The following is a 21,335-nucleotide window of genomic DNA, read 5'->3' as shown; positions in this document are numbered from 1 at the left end:
GGAGGAAAGATTTGTGTCAATTACAGTTTTAGACGGAAAACGTTTCGCCGAAATGGTCATTCAGGGTGCTAATCATTTAGCAGCCAATGCAAAAGTTGTGGATGCTTTAAACGTTTTTCCTGTTCCTGACGGTGATACGGGAACAAACATGAATTTGTCCATGTCTTCCGGGGCAAAAGAAGTTAAAAATAATGTTCAGGACCACATCGGGAAAGTAGGAACAGCGCTCTCAAGAGGTTTGTTGATGGGAGCACGCGGAAATTCCGGTGTAATCTTATCCCAGCTTTTTCGCGGATTTGCAAAATTTATTGAAAACAAGTCTCAAGTAAATGGGAAAGATTTTGCCGCTGCATTGGAAGCAGGGGTTGAGACAGCGTATAAGGCTGTCATGAAACCGGTGGAAGGGACAATCCTGACCGTTGCAAAAGATGCCGCAATAAAAGCAGTTCAAGTGGCTAAAAAAGAAAAAGATTTAGTCATTATTATGGAAGAAGTTCTGAAAGAGGCAAAAGCATCTCTTAACAGAACCCCTGACCTTCTTCCTGTTTTGAAAGAGGTTGGAGTTGTTGACAGCGGCGGACAGGGCCTTGTATTTGTTTATGAAGGGTTTCTTTCAGAACTGAAAGGAGAAAAACTTCCTGAATCTGCATCTCTTCCCAGCATGAAAGAATTAGTAAGCGCGGAACACCATAAAAGTGCCCAAGGCCACATCAATACAGAAGATATAGTGTTTGGCTATTGTACAGAATTCATGGTTAAGTTTGAACAAGAAAGACTTAAAAAGCATCCTTTTTCGGAAGAAACATTCCGTCAAGACTTAAATAAATTCGGTGATTCTTTGCTTGTCATCGCTGATGAAGAGCTTGTTAAAGTACATATTCATTCAGAACAGCCTGGCAATGTTTTAACATATGGACAAAGGTACGGAAGCCTTATCAATATAAAAATAGAAAACATGAGAGAGCAGCATTCCAACATTGTCGGTGAAACAAAAACTCCTTTAATTGCGGAGAAGATGATACAGAAAGAAGAAAAGAAGGAATATGGAATTGTCACTGTTTCAATGGGATCAGGCATCGCTGAACTATTCCGAAGCATCGGTGCCCATGCCGTCATCGAAGGCGGCCAGACAATGAATCCAAGCACAGAGGATATAGTAAAAGCCATTAAAGAGGTTAATGCTAAAAAAGTCATCATTCTTCCAAATAACAAGAACATTGTAATGGCCGCTCAGCAAGCTGCTGAAGTATCCGAAGGAAAAGTAGCAGTCATCCCGTCCAAAACAGTACCTCAAGGAATGTCAGCACTGCTTGCATTTAATCCGGGAGTTGAACTTGAAGAAAATGAAAAGGCCATGACGGAGGCGATGCAGCATGTAAAAACAGGGCAAATCACGTTTGCTGTCCGCGACACAAATATAGACGGCTTGAAAATCGAAAAAAATGATTTTATGGGCATCTCTGATGGAAAAATTGTCGTTAAGAACAAAGATAAAGTGAAATCAGCACAAGAACTTCTTGACCATATGCTAGATGAAGATACAGAAATTCTGACAATTTTAAAAGGCGAAGATGCGAAAGAAGAAGAAGTATCCAAGCTTGTTGAATATATTGAAAGTAAGTATGAAGATATTGAAATTGAGGTTCATTACGGCGGACAGCCGCTTTATTCATTCATATTTGCGATTGAATAAGTTGAGGCTGACTCATAAGCGAAGGGAAGACCCCGCCAATACAATATATAGACAGACACTAATAAAACCATTCTATATATTGTCTTTACCGGAGGGAATCAGACCCCTATGAGTCAGCCTCGTGTTATGAGAGAAGAGGGGAAAATAATCATGAAATATAAGAGTGTTTTTGATATTATCGGTCCTGTCATGATTGGTCCTTCAAGTTCCCACACTGCCGGGGCAGCAAGAATAGGACGTGTGGCCAGAAGCCTTTTTGGGCGTGAACCGAAATGGGCAAAAATATCATTTTATGGTTCGTTTGCCAAAACATATAAAGGACATGGCACCGATGTTGCCATTATAGGCGGCCTTCTTGATTTTGATACTTATGATGAACGAATCATAAAATCGCTCGAAATTGCAAAAGAAAAAGGTATTCACATCGAGTTTATTGCAGAAACTGCTGTTACCGATCATCCGAATACTGCAAGAATTCGAATTGGAGATGATCAAGGCGAATTAGAGCTTGTCGGGATATCGATTGGCGGCGGAAAAATTGAAATTATCGAATTAAATGGTTTTGAGTTAAGATTGTCAGGCCATCATCCGGCAATCCTTGTTGTTCATAACGACCGATTCGGGGCAATAGCGGCAGTATCGAACATTCTTGCAAAACATCAATTGAACATTGGCCATATGGAAGTTTCCCGCAAGGAAAAAGGGAGGCTCGCATTAATGACGATCGAAGTTGATCAAAATATTGACCGGCATATTATCGAAGAAATAGAAAAATTGCCGAACATTATTCAGGTCACAAAAATTGTTGAATAAGGCTGCAACATAATGATAGCGCTTACAAATCTATAATTTAGCGGTACAACAAGGAGGAAGAACAACAATGTTCCGGAATGTAGTTGAATTGGTAGATCTTGCTATTAGTCAAAATAAAAAAATTTCTGATATTATGATTGAACAGGAAATGGAAGTCACCGGCCGATCAAAAGAAGAGATTATTGCCCAGATGGAAAAAAATCTTACTGTCATGGAACAGGCGGTTGAAAAAGGACTAAAAGGAGTTACGTCGCATTCAGGCTTGACCGGCGGCGATGCTGTTTTATTGCAACAGTATATTGAAAAAGGAGAATTTTTGTCAGGCGAAACCATTCTGGATGCAGTAAGCAAAGCTGTTGCCACGAATGAAGTGAATGCTGCGATGGGGACAATTTGTGCAACTCCGACAGCCGGTTCAGCCGGGGTAGTTCCCGGGACATTATTTGCTGTAAAAAATAAATTAAATCCAACAAGAGAACAAATGATTGCGTTTCTTTTCACGGCAGGTGCATTTGGGTACGTTGTTGCGAACAATGCCTTCATTTCAGGTGCTGCAGGCGGATGCCAGGCTGAAGTCGGTTCCGCTGCAGGAATGGCAGCTGCAGCAATTGTAGAAATGGCCGGGGGAAATCCTGAACAATGTGCAGAAGCAATGGCCATAACGTTAAAAAATATGCTAGGATTAGTATGTGATCCGGTGGCTGGATTAGTCGAAGTTCCATGTGTAAAAAGAAATGCTATGGGGGCAGCCAATGCAATGGTAGCAGCTGATATGGCTTTAGCAGGCATTAAAAGCCGAATTCCTTGTGATGAGGTTATTGAGGCGATGTTTAAAATTGGACAATCGATGCCAACGGCACATAAAGAAACAGCACAGGGAGGTTTGGCGGCAACTCCGACAGGTCAGAAGCTTGCGGCGAAGATCTTCGGAATACCGCTCAAGTAATGTGAATGATAAGCTAAATCAAACTGTAACGGCTATTAAAGGTATCGGTGAAGAAACCGCACAAATTTTAGCAGAAATGAATATATTGACGGTTAACGACTTATTTGAACACTTTCCATATCGCTACGAGGATTATCGGCTCAGGGACTTAGCCGATGCAAAGCATGAGGAAAGAGTCACAGTAGAAGGGAAGGTTCATAGCGAGCCTTCTCTTGTCTATTATGGGAGAAAAAAATCGAGGCTGACAATCAGGCTGCTAGTTGGTCGATATTTAATACAGGTGATCTTTTTTAATCAGCCTTATTTAAAAAATAAAATTTCCATTAATAACACAATCACTGTTACGGGTAAATGGGACCAGCACAGGCAATCGATTACGGCGAACAGCATCCAATTTGGCCCCTATTCAAAGAATAAAGAATTTGAACCAGTCTATGCGGTAAAAGGAAATTTAACGGTTAAAGGATTACGAAGATTGATAAATCTCGCTTTCTCTCAATTTGGAGAAGACATTCACGAAACGCTCCCCGTATCCTTATTGAAAAAATATAAACTAATGAATCGCAGAGATGCACTTAGAGCCATTCATTTTCCTTTTACGAGTGAAGATATTAAGCAGGCAAGGCGCCGTTTTGTTTATGAAGAATTTTTATATTTTCAAATAAAGATGCAGGCCCTTAGGAAATTTGAAAGGGAAAACTCAAACGGAGTGGCTCAAAAATACGATTTGGAAAAAGTAAAACAATTTATTTCTTCTCTTCCTTTTTCATTAACAACCGCGCAAAAAAGGGTAACGAATGAAATTCTTTTTGATATGAAATCGCAGTTCCGCATGAATCGGCTTCTTCAAGGCGATGTAGGTTCGGGAAAGACAGCCGTGGCAACGATTGCTCTTTTTGCAAGCGTTACTGCAGGTTACCAGGGTGCATTAATGGTCCCAACTGAAATTTTAGCTGAACAGCATGCGGAATCGATTACAAGTTTGCTGGAACCGTTCGGGATACGCTGTGAATTGCTTACCAGTGCGATAAAAGGGAAGCGCCGCCGGGAGATTTTACAGCAATTACAAGCAGGAGAAATTGATATTTTGATTGGAACACATGCGCTTATTCAAGATGAAGTGCATTTCCATCAGCTCGGTCTCGTTATTACGGATGAGCAGCATCGTTTTGGAGTTGAACAAAGAAGGGTTCTCAGAGAAAAAGGGGAGAATCCGGATGTTTTGTTTATGACAGCTACCCCAATCCCTAGAACTTTGGCGATTACAGCCTTCGGCGAGATGGATGTATCCGTTATTAATGAAATGCCCGCAGGGAGAAAAACAATCGAAACGTATTGGGCAAAGCATGAAATGCTTGACCGCATTCTTGCTTTTATGGAAAAAGAGCTTTCAAAAGGGCGGCAGGCATATGTTATTTGTCCGTTAATAGAAGAATCAGACAAGCTTGATGTTCAAAATGCTATTGACGTTTACAATCAGCTTGAAGCCTATTTTCATGGCCGGTATAAAGTCGGATTGATGCATGGAAGGCTGCATTCTGAAGAAAAAGAAGCGGTCATGAAAGCTTTCAGTGTAAATGAAATTCAGATCCTTGTTTCAACAACGGTTGTTGAAGTCGGCGTCAATGTTCCAAATGCTACAGTAATGGTTATTTATGATGCCGAACGATTCGGGCTGGCCCAGCTTCACCAGCTTCGCGGCAGGGTAGGAAGAGGCAGTGAACAATCTTATTGTATTTTGCTTGCAGATCCAAAAACGGAAGTCGGAAAAGAAAGAATGCGAATTATGACTGAAACAAATGACGGTTTTGTTCTCAGTGAAAAAGATCTTGAACTTCGCGGCCCGGGTGATTTTTTTGGCAAAAAACAAAGCGGGATTCCGGAATTTAAAGTGGCTGATATGGTCCATGATTACAGGGCGCTTGAAGCAGCAAGAAATGATGCCGCAAAACTGATTCAGTCAAAAGAATTTTGGGAATTGCCTGAGTATGCCAGCTTGCGCGACCACCTTTATCGATCAGGTGCTTTATCAGGCGAAAAACTTGATTAACATTCTTTTAGGGAGGAGATAAATTAGCTTTCTCCTCTTTTTTATTGCATATTAAAACTTAAGATTATATACTACTATTAGTACCTAGTCTTAATATCTCTCGGACGGTGTAAACTATGAGACGAAGCAAAAAAGAACGGCAGCAATTGTTATTTGAAACAATTAAGGAAAATCCGTTTGTAACAGATGAGGAATTAGCAGAAAAATTTTCTGTGAGCGTCCAGACGATTCGATTGGACCGGCTGGAGCTTTCGATCCCGGAATTGAGAGAACGAATAAAAAGTGTTGCTGAAAAGCGCTTTGAAAACGAAGTAAGATCTCTTCCGATTGAAGAAGTAATCGGTGAGATTATTGATATACAGTTAGATAAAAGCGCCATTTCCATATTTGATGTGAAAAAAGAACATGTATTCAGCAGAAATAAAATCGCCAGAGGACATCATTTGTTTGCACAAGCCAATTCTCTTGCAGTTGCAGTTATCAATGATGAACTCGCTTTAACAGCAAAAGCGAATATTCGGTTTACGAGATCGGTAAATGAAAATGAACGTGTTATTGCAAAAGCAAAAGTAACAAAAATTGATCAGGAAAGCGGCCGAACATTTGTAGAAGTGAACAGTTTTGTCAATAATGAACTTGTGTTCAAGGGCCAGTTTGAGATGTTCCGGTCAAAAAATAAAAAAGGATGAGACTTACATGAAATTGGCAATAGATGCAATGGGAGGCGACCACGCCCCTAAAGAAATCGTGCTTGGTGCATTGAAAGCTGTGAATGCATTTCATAATATACATATTACTCTTGTAGGTGATGAGCAGAAAATCAGAGAGTATTTAATCGATCATGAAAGAATTGATATACTCCATACAGATGAAGTCATATTAGGTACTGATGAACCGGTGCGGGCAGTAAGAAGAAAAAAGAAAGCTTCCATGGTTGTTGCGGCAAGACAAGTAGCAGAAGGATATGCGGATGCATGCATTTCTGCCGGTAATACGGGAGCTCTGATGGCAGCCGGACTTTTTGTCGTTGGACGAATTGAAGGAATCGAACGCCCGGCTTTGGCGCCTACATTGCCGACTATTGGCGGTGAAGGATTTTTAATGCTTGATGTTGGCGCAAACGTTGACGCAAAGCCTGAGAACATTCTTCAATATGCGGTTATGGGGTCAATTTACAGTGAAAAAGTAAGAGCAATTTCCAAACCGAGAGTTGGCCTGCTCAACATTGGGACAGAAGAGAAAAAGGGAAATGAGTTAGCCAAGCAATCTTTTGAATTGCTGCAAAATGCCGACATTCATTTTATCGGGAACGTAGAAGCGCGCGACTTATTGGAAGGTGCAGCTGATGTTGTCGTGACAGATGGATTTACGGGGAATATGGTTTTGAAGACGATTGAAGGAACCGCATTGTCGGTGTTCAAAATGCTTAAAAGCACATTAACTGCAACGTTAAAAAGCAAGCTGGCTGCTGCAGTCCTCAAGCCGGATTTAGTGCAGCTAAAAAACAAAATGGATTACTCAGAGTATGGCGGCGCCGGTTTATTTGGATTGAAGGCTCCTGTTATAAAAGCACATGGGTCTTCTGATGCGAATGGAATTTTTCATGCCATCCGCCAGGCGCGGGAAATGGTTGAAAAAAATGTAACAGGCACAATAACAGAAATACTGGAAAATAAGCGGCCACAATTCCAAAATGAACTTTGAAAGGGGAGTTTTCATGGGTAAAATCGCATTTCTTTTTCCGGGTCAAGGATCGCAGGCTGTCGGTATGGGTAAAGTCCTGGCTGAATCAGACAGCACCATTATGGAGATCTTCGAACAAGCAGACAAAACTTTAAACTTTAAGTTATCCAACATTATTTTTGAAGGCCCGCAAGAAGAATTAACATTAACAACAAACGCCCAGCCTGCTTTATTAACGACGAGTATTGCCATTCTGCATTATTTTAAAAAGTCGGGGATAGAGCCTGATTTTGTTGCAGGGCACAGTCTTGGAGAGTATTCAGCACTTGTTGCTGCAGAGGCTTTTTCGTTTGTAGAAGGCGTCCGGGCTGTCAGAAAAAGAGGAGAATACATGGAGGAAGCGGTTCCGAACGGAGAAGGAACAATGGCGGCAGTACTCGGTCTTGACCGCGAGTCGCTCTCAGAAATTACTGCGTCGGTCACAGCAGACGGTCACACTGTTCAGCTGGCCAACCTGAATTGTCCGGGACAAATTGTTATTTCCGGTTCGAGACAAGGTGTTGAATTAGCTGGTCAAATAGCAAAAGAAAAAGGAGCGAAAAGGGTGATTCCATTAGAAGTAAGCGGTCCGTTCCATTCAGTCTTAATGAAACCTGCAGCGGAAAAATTTCAAACGGTTCTTAATGAAATGAGTATCAAGGATGCAAAGGTTCCTGTTATTTCTAATGTAACAGCTAACCCGATACAATCTGCTGCAGAAATTAAGGAAAAGCTGATTGAACAACTATATTCGCCTGTGTTATGGGAAGATTCTGTCCGGAAAATGATTGAACTCGGTGTAGACACGTTTATTGAAATCGGTCCCGGGAAAGTATTATCAGGTCTTGTAAAAAAAGTGGAACGAACCGTTAAAACATTGGCTGTGTCTGATGAAGACAGCTTTAAAGCTACTATCGAGGCGTTAAAGGAGGAAAACCAATGAAATTAGAAGGAAAAGCGGCCCTTGTAACAGGGGCGTCCAGAGGTATAGGCCGAGAAATTGCCCTTGAACTGGCAAGAAAAGGTGCTAATGTCGCTGTTAATTATTCAGGAAGTGAAGCAAAAGCGAATGAAGTAGTCGAAGAAATTAAAGCGCTTGGCAGAAATGCTTTTGCTGTTCAATGTAATGTTGCCGATTCAGAATCTGTTTCAAACATGGTGAAAGTGACAATTGAAACCTTTGGCAAGTTGGACATCCTTGTTAATAACGCCGGAATTACAAAAGATAACCTTTTAATGAGAATGAAGGAAGAGGAATGGGATGATGTAATTAACATAAATCTAAAAGGTGTCTTTCTTTGTATAAAAGCCGTTACAAGGCAGATGATGAAACAGCGGTGCGGAAGAATTATTAATATTTCTTCCATTGTCGGTGTAAGCGGAAATCCCGGGCAGGCAAATTACGTGGCTGCAAAATCGGGAGTCATCGGATTAACAAAAACAGCAGCAAAAGAATTGGCTTCCAGAGGAATTACGGTTAATGCAGTTGCACCCGGTTTTATCACAACAGATATGACTGACAAACTCGCAGATGACATAAGAGCTGAAATGTTGAAACTAATTCCTCTCGCAAAACTGGGCGAACCGGGAGATGTTGCTAAAGTAGTTGCATTTCTTGCCTCTGATGACAGCCGTTACATGACAGGCCAGACTCTGCACGTTGACGGCGGTATGGTAATGCAATAAAAAAAAAATCAAAAATACATTACAAGCATTTATTATTTTATTAAAATGCAATATAATGGCTTGAGGGGAGGTGAACAAGCATGGCTGATGTATTAGAACGTGTTACAAAGATCATTGTAGACCGCCTTGGTGTTGATGAGTCTCAAGTTACTCTTGAGGCATCTTTTAAAGATGATCTTGGTGCCGATTCCCTTGATGTGGTAGAACTTGTTATGGAATTAGAGGACGAGTTCGAAATGGAAATTTCTGACGATGATGCAGAAAAAATCGCTACAGTGGGTGACGCTGTAAATTACATAAAAAGCCAAATGTAATCGTTAGAACAGAGAAAAGCTCCGTGTAATGCGGGGCTTTCTTCTATAAAGTGAAAAAGTGTAAATTAAAAGCAAGGTGGAGGCACTATGCGCAAAAACAATAAAGATAATCATAAAAGAAATTTACGCGCAAAAGATAAACAATTTAAAGAGTTTCAAGAAAGAATCGGAATTGTATTTGGAGACGAGAAATTGCTAAAACAAGCATTTACCCATTCATCCTATGTGAATGAGCATCGCAAAAAGCCTTATGAAGACAATGAAAGGCTTGAATTTTTAGGAGATGCCGTCCTCGAGCTGACTGTTTCACAATACCTTTTTAAAAAATATCCGATGATGAGCGAAGGAGAGCTGACGAAATTACGTGCAGCAGTAGTATGCGAACCATCATTGGTTTCTTTTGCCAATGAACTTTCCTTTGGAGAGCTCATATTGCTTGGCAAAGGGGAAGAAATGACAGGCGGAAGAGCAAGGCCGGCGCTTCTCGCTGATGTTTTTGAGGCTTTCATCGGGGCTTTATACCTCGATAAAGGAATTGAAACAGTTACAAAGTTTTTAGAGATGGTTGTATTCCCGAAAATAAATGCCGGTGCTTTTTCTCATGTGATGGATTACAAAAGCCAGCTTCAGGAGCTGGTTCAAAGAGATGGGGCCGGGACGATTGAATATCGTATTCTGCAAGAAAAAGGGCCGGCCCATAATCGGGAATTCGTTTCCCGGGTTTCATTAAACAAAGTGGAATTAGGGACAGGCATAGGCCGGTCCAAGAAAGAAGCAGAACAGCATGCTGCCCAAATGGCTCTGGAAAAGCTTAAAGCACATTTAGAAGTAAACTCGATAGAAGAGTGACTTTATGTTAGGTGGGATCAGAAGTGTTTCTAAAGCGATTGGATGTGGTAGGCTTTAAGTCGTTTGCAGAACGGACAGCAGTAGATTTCGTTCCCGGTGTAACAGCTGTAGTCGGACCGAACGGAAGCGGGAAAAGCAATATAACGGACGCCATTCGCTGGGTGCTGGGTGAACAGTCAGCAAAATCCCTCCGCGGCGCTAAAATGGAAGACATTATATTTGCGGGCAGTGATTCAAGAAAACCATTAAACTTTGCAGAGGTAACATTAACACTTGATAATGAAGACCAGTTTTTGCCGATCGAATACAATGAGGTAAGTATAACGAGAAGAGTGTATCGTTCCGGAGAAAGCGAATTTTACATAAATAAACAAGCTTGCCGATTAAAAGATATAATCGATTTATTTATGGACACAGGGCTGGGAAGAGAAGCATTCTCCATTATTAGCCAGGGAAAGGTTGAAGAAATTTTAAACAGCAAGGCCGAAGATAGACGCGCGATTTTTGAAGAAGCTGCAGGTGTTTTGAAATATAAATCAAGAAAGAAAAAGGCTGAAGCAAAGTTAATGGAAACGCAGGAAAATTTAAATCGTGTAAATGACATTATCCATGAACTTGAAAGCCGGGTTGAGCCATTAAAAATTCAGGCTTCCATAGCAAAAGAATATTTGGAGAAAAAAGAAGAACTTGAAAAAATTGAAATCGCGCTTACCGTCCATGAAATTGAAGATCTCCATGCACAATGGGAAAAGCTGTCGAAGCAGCTGGAACAGCATCAAAAAGATGAACGAAAGCATTCGTCAGATATTCAAGCTAAAGAAGCAAAAATCGAGGAGCTTCGCGACCATATTTCTGCGATTGATGAGTCAATCAGTAATCTGCAAACCGTCCTTCTCCATGCGAGTGAAGAACTTGAAAAATTGGAGGGGCGAAAAGAAGTATTAAAAGAAAGAAAAAAAAACGCATCACAAAACAAGGAACAGCTTGAAAAAAACATTGAAGAATTAACCTTAAAAATAAAAAATCTAAAAAAACAAAAAAGAGAGCAAGAATCTGCTGCTGTGGAGCTTGCGAATGATACGAAACAGCTGGAACAAAAACTATTTGAAAAACAGCAGCACTTAAAATCATTAACTGAAAACATTGATGAAAAAATAGAATCGTTAAAAAGCGATTACATTGAACTCTTAAATGAACAGGCCAGCGCCAAAAACGAGCTTCGCTATATTGAGCAGCAGCTTGAACAGCTAAATGCCAGAAATACAAGATTAGACAATGAGAATGTAAAATTTCTTGATGAACGAAGGAAAATCGAAGAAAAAAAACGGGAAGTTCTGTCTTTTCTGAACGATGCTAAAAAAAAGCTCGAAAATCATGTCCGTTTCTATATGGAAGAGCAGAAAAAACTTGAGGCATTAAAAAATAATTATCAAAAGCAGGAAAAGACGCTTTATCAAGCTTATCAATATTTGCAGCAAGCGAAATCCCGCAAAGATATGCTGGAAGAAATGGAAGAAGATTATACCGGGTTTTTTCAAGGCGTAAAGGAAGTATTAAAAGCCCGCCAGTCTAAACTTCAAGGCATAGAAGGGGCGGTTGCGGAACTAATCCGCGTTCCAAAGGAATACGAGGTTGCAATTGAAACAGCTCTCGGAGGAGCAATGCAGCATATTGTCGTTGATTCAGAACAAAGCGGGAGAGCGGCGATTCAATTTTTAAAAAAGAATTCTTTCGGAAGAGCGACTTTCCTTCCGCTAAATGTCATTAAAGGAAAACAGCTGTCTTCCGCTCAAACTAAGTCAATTGAAAAGCATCCATCTTTTGTGGGCGTGGCAGCGAATTTAGTCCAATTTGACCGCAAATATACAAATATTATCTTATATCTGCTCGGTAATGTCGTTGTTACAAAAGATTTAATAAGCGCAAATGAATTGGCTAAATTATTGGAATACAGATACCGCATCGTTACTCTTGAAGGCGACATTGTAAATCCGGGCGGTTCGATGACAGGCGGTGCTCTGAAACAAAAAACAACTTCTCTGTTAAGCAGAAAAGGGGAACTTAAAGAATTAAAAGAGAAGTTAACAGACATGGAACTTAAAACGGAGAAGCTGGAATCTCATGTAAAACGCCTTAAAGAAGACATTCAGCAACTTGAAAAGAAGGCAGAAGACATGAGAAAAACAGGTGAGGCGCTCCGTTTTAAGGAACAGTCATTTAAAGTTGAACTTCGTGAAGTGGAATTAGCTGAAAAGAACATTAATGAACGGCTTGCCCTATACGACATGGATAAGGTTCAGTTTAAAGAAGAAATGGAAAAGCTGCTTTCGAGAAAAAAGGAGCTTTCAATAAAGCTTGATTCGCATGATTCTTCCATTTCTGAGCTGGATAAAGAGATTTCTGTATTGACCGAACGCAAAAATCAAGACATCGTCTCCAAAGAAGCGATTTCAACTGAAATCGCCGATTTAAAAGCTGTAATTGCTGCGAAAAAACAAGAGCTTCGTCATAAGAATGAAAAGATTGAGAGGATTGACGGCGATTTAAGAGAAACGGAACAGAAGCTTGTAACATTTCAAGAAGACTTGGAGCTTCTTTCAACAGAGATGACAGACAGTTCTACTGGAGAGTTGCAGCTTGAAGAGGCTGCAAAACATAAGTTGCAGGATAAAAATGAAACCATAAAGCTCATCTCTTCAAGGCGCGAAGAACGGATGAAGCTGCAGGCTTTGCTGGAAGAAGCGGAGATCGAAGCAAAAGAACTTAAGAGTCAGCATAGAGGCCTTGTTGTTGTCTTAAAAGATGAAGAAATAAAATTGAACAGGATTGATGTCGAACTCGAAAACAGGCTGGTCCATCTTCGGGAAGAGTATCTGCTCTCCTTTGACGGTGCAAAACAACAATATCCTCTAACGATGCCTCTTGAAGAAGCGCGGAAAAAAGTAAAACTTATTAAGCTTGCCATTGAGGAATTGGGGACCGTTAATCTTGGTGCAATTGAAGAATATGAACGGGTTTCTGAACGATATGAATTCTTGTCGGAACAGAAGAGAGACTTACAAATAGCGAAAGATACTTTGTTCCAAGTCATTGATGAAATGGACGAAGAAATGAAAAAACGTTTTGAACAGACCTTTAATGGCATACGCGCTCATTTCGAATCTGTATTTAGAACTTTATTCGGGGGCGGAAGAGCTGATTTAAAATTAACCGATCCGGATGACTTGTTAAATACCGGAATTGAAATTGTTGCCCAGCCGCCGGGAAAAAAACTGCAAAATCTCGGGCTTTTATCTGGAGGAGAAAGGGCGCTGACCGCCATAGCTCTCCTTTTTTCGATTCTTAAAGTCCGTCCCGTTCCATTTTGTATACTGGATGAAGTAGAAGCTGCACTTGACGAAGCAAATGTATCCCGTTTTAGCCAGTATTTGAAAAGATACAGCTCTGAAACTCAGTTTATCGTAATTACTCATAGAAAAGGCACGATGGAAGAAGCGGATGTCCTCTATGGTGTAACGATGCAGGAATCCGGTGTGTCCAAGCTTGTTTCTGTAAGGCTTGCGGAAACGAACGAATTTCTGCAAACATCTTGATATCTTATCGGCTAGTAATATGCTGAAATCGATCAAGTAGAAAAGGAAGTGAAGAAATGAGTTTCTTCAAAAAATTAAAAGAAAAAATCACAAAACAAGCAGACAGTGTGACAGTGAAGTTTAAAGAAGGTTTGACGAAGACACGGGATAGTTTTGCCGGAAAAGTCAATGATCTTGTTGCACGTTACCGTAAAGTTGATGAAGAGTTTTTTGAGGAACTAGAAGAAATTCTCATTCAAGCCGATGTAGGTTTTGATACCGCAATGGAATTAATTGACGAATTAAAAATGGAAGTAAAACGCCGTAACATTCATGATCCGAAAGAAGTGCAGGCAGTTATCTCAGAAAAGCTCGTGGAAATTTACCAGGGTGGAGAAGAAAGCATTTCCGAATTAAATATTCAAGAAGACGGACTTACCGTTATTCTTTTTGTTGGTGTTAACGGTGTCGGAAAAACAACAACGATCGGAAAGCTTGCCCATAAATTTAAATCGGAAGGAAAAAATGTCTTATTGGCTGCTGGGGACACTTTCCGTGCAGGTGCGATTGAACAGCTTGAAGTTTGGGGAGAGCGCGTCGGTGTTGAAGTAATTAAGCAAGGAGCAGGTTCAGATCCCGCTGCTGTTATGTATGATGCGATCCGGGCCGCAAAAGCCAGAAAAGCAGATATTTTGCTTTGCGATACGGCCGGAAGACTCCAAAATAAGGTTAATTTAATGAAGGAATTGGAAAAAGTAAAGCGGGTCATCGAACGTGAAATTCCCGGAGCCCCGCATGAGGTTCTCCTTGTCGTCGATGCTACGACGGGACAAAATGCAATGATCCAGGCCAAAACCTTTAAAGAAGCAACTAACGTTACGGGAATCGTCTTAACAAAGCTTGATGGAACAGCAAAAGGCGGAATTGTCCTTGCGATTCGAAATGAACTAAACATTCCTGTAAAATTCGTCGGCCTCGGTGAAAAAATGGATGATCTTCAAGAGTTTGATGCAGAAAAATATGTTTATGGATTATTTGCAAATCTCATTGAGAATGAAACGGAGAAATAATGGGTTTGACCTTTACAAGAGTTCATGTAAAGATAATTTCTTGACATCATCAAAGGGTTTGTGTAAACTTTTTTTGTAAAGGCTTTTCACTTAACAAGGGGGGATCGGCGGTGCTTGAAAAAACAACGCGAATGAACTATTTGTATGATTTTTATCAATCGTTGTTAACTCCAAAGCAGCGCAGCTATATGTCCTTATATTATTTGGACGATTATTCCCTCGGCGAGATTGCCGAACAATATGATGTTAGTCGTCAGGCGGTGTACGATAACATCAAACGGACTGAAGCAATGCTCGAAGAATATGAGGAAAAGCTGTTATTATTTCAAAAATTTCAAGAGCGAAGCAAACTGATTTCCAAAATGAAAGAGTTGGTAAAGGAAGATCATTCATCGAACTGTGATCTTTTGGATCTCATCGCGGAGCTTGAGAAATTAGATTAGGAGGCGGCGTGAATGGCATTTGAAGGATTAGCCGACCGACTGCAAAAGACAATTCAAAAGATCCGCGGAAAAGGAAAAGTCACTGAAGCGGATGTAAAAGAAATGATGCGCGAAGTTCGACTGGCCCTTTTAGAAGCGGACGTAAACTTTAAAGTCGTCAAAGAATTTGTAAAAAAGGTCAGTGAACGCGCTGTAGGCCAAGAAGTAATGAAAAGCTTAACACCGGGCCAGCAAGTCATTAAAGTCGTTAAAGAAGAACTGACCGAATTAATGGGCGGAGAGCAAAGCAAAATTGCTGTATCAAACCGTCCGCCGACTGTTATCATGATGGTCGGACTTCAAGGTGCCGGTAAAACAACGACAACCGGCAAACTGGCCAATTTGCTTCGGAAAAAATATAACCGCAAGCCAATGCTGGTCGCGGCCGATATTTATCGGCCTGCTGCAATTAAACAGCTTGAGACTTTAGGAAAACAATTGAACATACCTGTTTTTTCTCTCGGTGACCAAGTCAGCCCTGTGGAAATTGCAAGACAGGCTGTCGAGAAAGCAAAAGAAGAGCATCATGACTATGTTTTGATTGATACTGCGGGCCGTTTGCATGTTGATGAAGCGTTAATGGCTGAATTAAAAGAAATAAAAGAACTTGCCAAACCGGACGAAATTTTCCTCATTGTCGACGCAATGACTGGGCAAGATGCCGTAAACGTAGCTCAAAGTTTTAACGAACAGCTTGGCTTGACGGGTGTTGTTTTAACAAAGCTTGATGGAGATACACGGGGCGGTGCTGCACTATCCCTTCGTGCTGTTACCCAAACTCCCATTAAATTTGTCGGTTTAGGAGAAAAAATGGATGCAATTGAGCCTTTCCATCCGGAAAGAATGGCTTCGAGAATTCTCGGAATGGGCGATGTTCTTACATTGATTGAAAAAGCTCAAGCAACCGTAGATGAAGAAAAAGCAAAAGAGCTCGAAAAGAAGATTCGAACAGCTTCTTTTACACTTGATGATTTTCTTGAACAGCTCGGGCAGGTTCGAAAAATGGGCCCTCTTGACGAGCTTCTGAAAATGATGCCAGGTGCCAATAAGATTAAGGGTCTGAACAATTTAACGATTGATGAAAAGCAGATTGCACATGTTGAGGCGATCATCAAATCAATGACGAAGGAAGAGAAGATTCATCCTGAAATCATTAACGCCAGCAGGCGGAAACGGATTGCAAAAGGCAGTGGAACGACCATCCAGGAAGTAAACCGGCTGCTGAAGCAATTTGAAGATATGAAGAAAATGATGAAACAAATGGCCGGAATGCAGCAAAAAGGGAAGAGAAAAGGCGGCTTCAAATTGCCTTTTAATCCTTTTTAATTAGGAATCAATCGAAATTTTTGTGTGTTAAGAAAAAAACCTTTACAATCTATATTTTTGTTTGATATTATAATAACTTGTGTGAAACTATTCGGAGGTGCTTATTTAACATGGCAGTAAAAATTCGTTTAAAACGTATGGGAGCTAAAAAATCTCCTTTCTACCGTATCGTAGTAGCTGATTCTCGTTCTCCTCGTGACGGACGTTTCATTGAAACAGTGGGAACTTACAACCCTGTTACTGAGCCGGCTCAAATTGAAATTAATGAAGAATTGGCTCTTAAATGGTTGCAAAACGGTGCAAAACCGTCTGACACAGTTCGCAATTTATTTTCTAAACAAGGCATCATGGAAAAATTCCATAACGCTAAAAACAGCAAGTAATTGCAGATAAAATGAAAGAATTAATTGAAACAATTGTTAAGCCCCTTGTTGATTTTCCGGAAGATGTTCAAGTGAATGTCCTTGAGGAGGATCATCGCGTAACCTATCAGCTTTCTGTCAACAAGAATGACATGGGGAAAGTCATTGGAAAGCAAGGGCGCGTTGCAAATGCGATTCGAACTGTTGTCTATGCAGCAGGATCATCACAACAAAAGAAGATTTTTCTAGAGATCAGTGAATAGATTGAAAAGCTTCGCGCCTGGATCAGGAGTGCAGCTTCATATTTATCACTAGCAACAAGCCATAGATAAGGAGGGGTGACCCTCCTTTTTTCAATAATAATAAAACTTTTTTTAGAAGCGCGGACAAATTGTTATAAGGAGGCGCAAAAGTGAAAATTCTCCAAACTGTTGTGGTGAAGCAAATATTAACTGAAAACAGCCGAAACGAGCTGCTTGAAAAATATCGTTCAAAAAAACGGCAGCTTCAAAAAGAAACAGACCAGCTGCGTTTTGAATTGCGAAAGTTTGAGAAATCAAAAAAGTTCCATCCTGAAAATGTAAAAAAGCACTTTGAAAAAGAGATCCAAATGAGACAGGAAAAAATAAAACTATTGGATTTTCAATGTGAACAATTACATATGCTACCTTTAGGAAGCGAACTTAAGGAATCAGAAGTGCAAGCGCTTGTTGATGTAAATGAAGGAGACCGTTGGGACGAGTTGTTAAGCGGGAAGACGATTATTATTAAAGATGGCATCGTAGCAGAAATTCGTGAGAGGTGATCGACTCAATGGTCAAATGGTTCAATGTCGGCAAAATCGTCAATACACACGGACTTAAAGGAGAAGTCAGGATAATTTCCATAACTGATTTTGCCGATGAACGTTATAAACCTGGCAATACTTTATTTTTATTTATGCCGGATTTAAAAGAGCCGTTAGAATTGGTTGTAAATAGCCATCGCAAACATAAAAATTTTGATTTATTAACTTTCAAGGGATACGAAAGCATCTCAGATGTTGAAAAGATGAAGGGCGGAATTTTGAAAATTTCCGAAAACCAGCTCAGTCCGTTGGAAGAAGGAGAATATTATTTTCATGAGATTATTGGCTGCCTTGTCTTTACAACATCCGGTGAAGAAATTGGAATAATAAAAGAGATTCTTACTCCCGGGTCCAATGATGTTTGGGTCGTAAAAGATAAGGACGGAAAAGAAATATTAATTCCATATATTGATGAAGTCGTGAAAAAGGTCGATGTAAAAGAAAAAATAGTCCTGATTAAACCGATGGAAGGATTATTGTCATGATGAAAATTGATATTCTTACGCTCTTTCCAGAAATGTTCAGCGGGGTGTTGGGCCACTCTATTTTAAAAAAAGCTGCCGACAAGAATGCAGTCTTATATAATATTGTGAATTTCCGCGAATTTGCTGACAATAAACATCAAACGGTTGATGATTACCCATACGGCGGGGGAGCAGGGATGGTTTTAAAACCTCAACCGATTTTCGATGCTGTAGCCTCATTAAAGGAGAAGCATGGCAGTGATGCTTCCAGAGTGATTCTTCTCTGTCCCCAAGGGGAGCGCTATGATCAACGTAAAGCCGAGGAACTGGCAAAAGAACAACATTTGATTTTTATTTGCGGTCACTATGAAGGCTATGATGAACGAATCCGCGAACATCTTGCAACAGATGAGATTTCAATCGGTGACTATGTTTTAACCGGAGGAGAGCTTGGAGCGATGGTGGTTATTGACAGTATTGTCCGACTCCTTCCCGGTGTTTTGGGAAGCGAAGAATCCCATTTAAGGGATTCATTTTCAACAGGATTGCTAGAGCATCCCCATTATACGCGGCCTGCTGAGTTTCGAGGTATGAAAGTTCCTGATGTTTTACTCTCAGGAAATCATCGGCTAATAGAAGAATGGAGAGAAAAAGAGTCTTTACTCAGAACCTACTTGCGCCGGCCGGATTTACTGAAAAAAATCATCCTGTCTCCTAAACAAGTAAAATGGCTGGATGAAATAAAAAAACAGTACGACTAGCTATTGCAACAAAATATGTCATATGTTATGATATTCATCGTGACTGGGCAATAGAGTTTAGCCTGTTGAGAACGATGTTCCGCTGCAATAAAAGGATATTTGCAAGAGCATCTGTGGGAGGAGTTGAAAACGATGCATAAATTAATCGAAGAAATCACAAAAGAACAGCTTCGCACTGATATTCCGGATTTTCGCCCTGGTGATACTGTACGTGTTCACGTAAAAGTTATCGAAGGTTCCCGTGAACGTATCCAGGTGTTTGAAGGTGTTGTGATAAAGCGTCGTGGCGGCGGTATAAGTGAAACTTTCACTGTTCGTAAAGTTTCCTATGGTGTTGGAGTAGAGCGTACATTCCCATTACACACACCAAAAATTGCGAACATTGAAGTTGTGCGCCGCGGTAAAGTACGCCGTGCTAAGCTTTACTACTTGCGCAACCTTCGCGGTAAAAAAGCTCGTATAAAAGAAATTCGATAATAAGAAATGCGAAAAGCGCCTCGATCAGGCCCGGAATGCACAAGATGAATCACGCAGGAGTCCTTTAGACACTGGAGTGATTTGACTTTGGACCTCGAGAGCCTGAGCGCCGCTAGACAATTAAAGTAAAAAGGAGCTTGTTTGACAGGCTCCTTTTTCGACTTTTCAGAATTATTCAAATAAAAAATCTCGATTGAAAATTATCTATAAAAAATTCCACCTATCCTGTTAATTTAAAAAAACTTTTGTAAAATAAACATATGTATACTACTTTTTAAGTCGAAATGGTGGGGAAACAAAATGAAGAAAAAGAAAAATGAATTTTGGGAATGGACAAAGGCGCTTGTCATCGCCGTCCTTTTGGCAGCAGCCATTCGTTACTTTTTATTTGCGCCGATTGTGGTCGATGGATTGTCTATGATGCCGACACTTGAAGACCAGGACAGAATGATTGTCAATAAGCTGAGTTATAAGATTGGCAAGCCTGAACGTTTTGATATTATTGTTTTTCATGCGCCGGAAAATAGAGATTACATAAAAAGAGTAATCGGTCTTCCGGGTGATCGGATCGAATATAAAAATGATACGCTGTATATTAATGGAAAAGCTTATGAAGAACCATATTTGGAAAAATATAAAAAGCGGGTGATAGACGGACCCCTGACGGATCCATTTACCCTTGAAGAAATAATTGGACGGAAAACGGTTCCGGAAGGGCATTTGTTTGTTATGGGTGATAACCGCCGTTACAGCAAAGACAGCCGCCACATAGGAACAATTCCAATGGAAGATGTACTCGGAAAAACATCGATCATTTATTGGCCGATTAAGGATATACGTATTGTGAAATAAGCTTTAGGGAGGTGCTCGTTTGACAATTCAATGGTTTCCGGGGCATATGGCCAAAGCCCGCCGGGAGGTCACGGAAAAGCTAAAACTTGTTGATATCATTTTTGAATTAGTGGATGCCAGAATTCCATATTCTTCAAGAAATCCGATGATTGATGAAGTCATCCAACATAAACCGAGGCTATTGCTCTTAAATAAAGCGGATATGGCTGATCAATCTAAAACAAAAGAATGGATTGAATATTTCCAAGAGAATGATATTCGCGCTCTGGCCATCAATTCTCAGGCTGGAACGGGCATGAAAGAAATTGTCGCTCTTTCAAAAGAAATTTTAAAAGAAAAATTCGACCGGATGAAAGCAAAGGGATTAAAACCACGCGCCATCCGGGCGATGATTGTCGGGATTCCAAATGCAGGCAAGTCTACATTGATTAATCGTCTTGCACGGAAAAATATTGCCAAGACAGGCAATACTCCCGGTGTTACGAGAGCACAGCAATGGATTAAGGTAGGCAAAGAGCTTGAACTTTTAGATACACCGGGAATTCTTTGGCCAAAATTTGAGGACCAGGAAGTAGGGCTGAAACTTGCACTCACAGGCGCAATTAAAGATACAATCTTAAACTTGCAGGATGTTGCTGTATATGCGTTGCGCTTTCTTGAAAGGGAATATCCCGACAGGCTGAAAGACCGCTATCAGCTCGGAATCATTCATGATGATATCGCAGAACTATTTAACGAAATCGGAAAATTCCGCGGATGCCTGATGGGCGGGGGGGAAGTTGATTATGATAAAGTAGCTGAGCTCGTTGTCAGAGAGGTAAGGACGGAGAAGCTTGGTCCCTTAACATTCGAAAGGCCAAGAGACCTTGCAAAAGAGGAAACAGAATGAGAAACAGAGGAGGCTGTCTCAAAAGCCTAAGGGTCAGACCCCATAACACAATATATAGGACATAATGTTGCATAAATGTGCTATATATCGATAAATGCACATGGGGTCAGACCCTTATGAGACAGCCTCTTCTTTCTAATATTTTTCCGATAATATATAC

At 40.6% G+C, this 21,335-nt stretch carries 22 protein-coding genes; all 22 read left to right on the top strand.

The annotated features are described in order from the left end of the window. Nucleotides 1-13 precede the first annotated feature (13 nt). The 22 genes from PB1_RS01220 to ylqF all read left to right on the top strand — a co-directional run bounded on the left by PB1_RS01220 (nt 14) and on the right by ylqF (nt 21,175). Nucleotides 14-1,693, top strand: coding sequence for a DAK2 domain-containing protein (locus PB1_RS01220; protein WP_003350243.1), 1,680 nt, complete (start codon nt 14-16; stop codon nt 1,691-1,693). 150 nt (nt 1,694-1,843) lie between these two features. After that, nucleotides 1,844-2,506 (top strand): L-serine ammonia-lyase, iron-sulfur-dependent subunit beta, encoded by a 663-nt coding sequence (gene sdaAB / locus PB1_RS01215; protein WP_003350242.1) that lies wholly within the window; start codon nt 1,844-1,846, stop codon nt 2,504-2,506. A gap of 67 nt (nt 2,507-2,573) precedes the next feature. Further along, a complete protein-coding gene (gene sdaAA, locus PB1_RS01210; RefSeq protein ID WP_003350241.1) occupies nt 2,574-3,452 on the top strand; it encodes an L-serine ammonia-lyase, iron-sulfur-dependent, subunit alpha in 879 nt (292 codons plus the stop codon). Then, a complete protein-coding gene (gene recG, locus PB1_RS01205; protein ID WP_238533072.1) occupies nt 3,343-5,502 on the top strand; it encodes an ATP-dependent DNA helicase RecG in 2,160 nt (719 codons plus the stop codon). Before sdaAA ends, recG begins: the two co-directional genes overlap by 110 nt. 116 nt (nt 5,503-5,618) lie before the next feature. After that, entirely contained in the window at nt 5,619-6,191 is a 573-nt protein-coding gene (fapR, locus tag PB1_RS01200) for a transcription factor FapR (RefSeq protein ID WP_003350238.1), read from the top strand. A gap of 7 nt (nt 6,192-6,198) precedes the next feature. Beyond that, the gene (gene plsX, locus PB1_RS01195) at nt 6,199-7,206 is read left to right on the top strand and encodes a phosphate acyltransferase PlsX (RefSeq protein WP_003350237.1); all 1,008 of its coding nucleotides are present in this window, start codon (nt 6,199-6,201) and stop codon (nt 7,204-7,206) included. Between the two features lie 13 nt (nt 7,207-7,219). After that, a complete protein-coding gene (gene fabD / locus PB1_RS01190; protein ID WP_003350236.1) occupies nt 7,220-8,167 on the top strand; it encodes an ACP S-malonyltransferase in 948 nt (315 codons plus the stop codon). Next, nucleotides 8,164-8,910, top strand: a complete 747-nt coding sequence (gene fabG / locus PB1_RS01185) for a 3-oxoacyl-[acyl-carrier-protein] reductase (protein ID WP_003350235.1) — start codon at nt 8,164-8,166, stop codon at nt 8,908-8,910. Before fabD ends, fabG begins: the two co-directional genes overlap by 4 nt. 80 nt (nt 8,911-8,990) lie before the next feature. Further along, complete coding sequence (locus tag PB1_RS01180) at nt 8,991-9,224, top strand: acyl carrier protein (protein WP_003350234.1); 234 nt, start codon at nt 8,991-8,993, stop codon at nt 9,222-9,224. An 87-nt stretch (nt 9,225-9,311) separates the two neighbouring features. Further along, nucleotides 9,312-10,073: a ribonuclease III gene (gene rnc, locus PB1_RS01175; protein ID WP_003350233.1), complete on the top strand. Its 762-nt coding sequence runs from the start codon at nt 9,312-9,314 to the stop codon at nt 10,071-10,073. A 23-nt stretch (nt 10,074-10,096) separates the two neighbouring features. Beyond that, the gene (smc, locus tag PB1_RS01170) at nt 10,097-13,666 is read left to right on the top strand and encodes a chromosome segregation protein SMC (protein ID WP_003350232.1); all 3,570 of its coding nucleotides are present in this window, start codon (nt 10,097-10,099) and stop codon (nt 13,664-13,666) included. Between the two features lie 56 nt (nt 13,667-13,722). Beyond that, entirely contained in the window at nt 13,723-14,715 is a 993-nt protein-coding gene (gene ftsY / locus PB1_RS01165) for a signal recognition particle-docking protein FtsY (protein WP_003350231.1), read from the top strand. Nucleotides 14,716-14,846: 131 nt separating this feature from the next. Next, nucleotides 14,847-15,158, top strand: coding sequence for a putative DNA-binding protein (locus PB1_RS01160; protein WP_420796286.1), 312 nt, complete (start codon nt 14,847-14,849; stop codon nt 15,156-15,158). A gap of 12 nt (nt 15,159-15,170) precedes the next feature. Next, entirely contained in the window at nt 15,171-16,523 is a 1,353-nt protein-coding gene (ffh, locus tag PB1_RS01155) for a signal recognition particle protein (protein ID WP_003350227.1), read from the top strand. Nucleotides 16,524-16,633: 110 nt separating this feature from the next. Further along, on the top strand, nt 16,634-16,906 hold the full coding sequence (gene rpsP / locus PB1_RS01150) for a 30S ribosomal protein S16 (RefSeq protein ID WP_003349002.1): 273 nt from the start codon (nt 16,634-16,636) through the stop codon (nt 16,904-16,906). Nucleotides 16,907-16,917: 11 nt separating this feature from the next. Further along, complete coding sequence (locus PB1_RS01145) at nt 16,918-17,148, top strand: KH domain-containing protein (protein ID WP_003350226.1); 231 nt, start codon at nt 16,918-16,920, stop codon at nt 17,146-17,148. Nucleotides 17,149-17,297: 149 nt separating this feature from the next. Next, complete coding sequence (locus PB1_RS01140) at nt 17,298-17,690, top strand: YlqD family protein (RefSeq protein WP_003350225.1); 393 nt, start codon at nt 17,298-17,300, stop codon at nt 17,688-17,690. A gap of 8 nt (nt 17,691-17,698) precedes the next feature. Further along, nucleotides 17,699-18,217, top strand: coding sequence for a ribosome maturation factor RimM (gene rimM, locus PB1_RS01135; protein ID WP_003350224.1), 519 nt, complete (start codon nt 17,699-17,701; stop codon nt 18,215-18,217). After that, a complete protein-coding gene (gene trmD, locus PB1_RS01130) occupies nt 18,217-18,957 on the top strand; it encodes a tRNA (guanosine(37)-N1)-methyltransferase TrmD (protein WP_003350223.1) in 741 nt (246 codons plus the stop codon). The genes rimM and trmD overlap by 1 nt, the downstream gene beginning before the upstream one ends. Nucleotides 18,958-19,089: 132 nt before the next feature. Then, nucleotides 19,090-19,434, top strand: a complete 345-nt coding sequence (gene rplS, locus PB1_RS01125; protein ID WP_003350222.1) for a 50S ribosomal protein L19 — start codon at nt 19,090-19,092, stop codon at nt 19,432-19,434. Between the two features lie 300 nt (nt 19,435-19,734). After that, nucleotides 19,735-20,286 (top strand): signal peptidase I, encoded by a 552-nt coding sequence (gene lepB / locus PB1_RS01120; RefSeq protein WP_003350220.1) that lies wholly within the window; start codon nt 19,735-19,737, stop codon nt 20,284-20,286. Between the two features lie 19 nt (nt 20,287-20,305). Next, on the top strand, nt 20,306-21,175 hold the full coding sequence (gene ylqF / locus PB1_RS01115; RefSeq protein WP_003350218.1) for a ribosome biogenesis GTPase YlqF: 870 nt from the start codon (nt 20,306-20,308) through the stop codon (nt 21,173-21,175). Nucleotides 21,176-21,335 lie beyond the last annotated feature (160 nt).

The organism is Bacillus methanolicus PB1 (assembly GCF_000262755.1).
In the GTDB taxonomy this organism is placed as follows: domain Bacteria; phylum Bacillota; class Bacilli; order Bacillales; family Cytobacillaceae; genus Bacillus_Z; species Bacillus_Z methanolicus.
Note: the sequence above shows the minus strand (reverse complement) of the source record. Positions and strands in the feature narration are given on the sequence as shown.

What these genes read in the sequence shown, in the direction of transcription:
- sdaAB (WP_003350242.1), top strand. Translation starts at nt 1,844, where the DNA reads ATGAAATATAAGAGTGTTTTTGATATTATCGGTCCTGTCATGATTGGT.
- sdaAA (WP_003350241.1), top strand. Translation starts at nt 2,574, where the DNA reads ATGTTCCGGAATGTAGTTGAATTGGTAGATCTTGCTATTAGTCAAAAT.
- fapR (WP_003350238.1), top strand. Translation starts at nt 5,619, where the DNA reads ATGAGACGAAGCAAAAAAGAACGGCAGCAATTGTTATTTGAAACAATT.
- plsX (WP_003350237.1), top strand. Translation starts at nt 6,199, where the DNA reads ATGAAATTGGCAATAGATGCAATGGGAGGCGACCACGCCCCTAAAGAA.
- fabD (WP_003350236.1), top strand. Translation starts at nt 7,220, where the DNA reads ATGGGTAAAATCGCATTTCTTTTTCCGGGTCAAGGATCGCAGGCTGTC.
- fabG (WP_003350235.1), top strand. Translation starts at nt 8,164, where the DNA reads ATGAAATTAGAAGGAAAAGCGGCCCTTGTAACAGGGGCGTCCAGAGGT.
- PB1_RS01180 (WP_003350234.1), top strand. Translation starts at nt 8,991, where the DNA reads ATGGCTGATGTATTAGAACGTGTTACAAAGATCATTGTAGACCGCCTT.
- rnc (WP_003350233.1), top strand. Translation starts at nt 9,312, where the DNA reads ATGCGCAAAAACAATAAAGATAATCATAAAAGAAATTTACGCGCAAAA.
- ftsY (WP_003350231.1), top strand. Translation starts at nt 13,723, where the DNA reads ATGAGTTTCTTCAAAAAATTAAAAGAAAAAATCACAAAACAAGCAGAC.
- PB1_RS01160 (WP_420796286.1), top strand. Translation starts at nt 14,847, where the DNA reads ATGAACTATTTGTATGATTTTTATCAATCGTTGTTAACTCCAAAGCAG.
- ffh (WP_003350227.1), top strand. Translation starts at nt 15,171, where the DNA reads ATGGCATTTGAAGGATTAGCCGACCGACTGCAAAAGACAATTCAAAAG.
- rpsP (WP_003349002.1), top strand. Translation starts at nt 16,634, where the DNA reads ATGGCAGTAAAAATTCGTTTAAAACGTATGGGAGCTAAAAAATCTCCT.
- PB1_RS01145 (WP_003350226.1), top strand. Translation starts at nt 16,918, where the DNA reads ATGAAAGAATTAATTGAAACAATTGTTAAGCCCCTTGTTGATTTTCCG.
- rimM (WP_003350224.1), top strand. Translation starts at nt 17,699, where the DNA reads ATGGTCAAATGGTTCAATGTCGGCAAAATCGTCAATACACACGGACTT.
- trmD (WP_003350223.1), top strand. Translation starts at nt 18,217, where the DNA reads ATGAAAATTGATATTCTTACGCTCTTTCCAGAAATGTTCAGCGGGGTG.
- rplS (WP_003350222.1), top strand. Translation starts at nt 19,090, where the DNA reads ATGCATAAATTAATCGAAGAAATCACAAAAGAACAGCTTCGCACTGAT.
- lepB (WP_003350220.1), top strand. Translation starts at nt 19,735, where the DNA reads ATGAAGAAAAAGAAAAATGAATTTTGGGAATGGACAAAGGCGCTTGTC.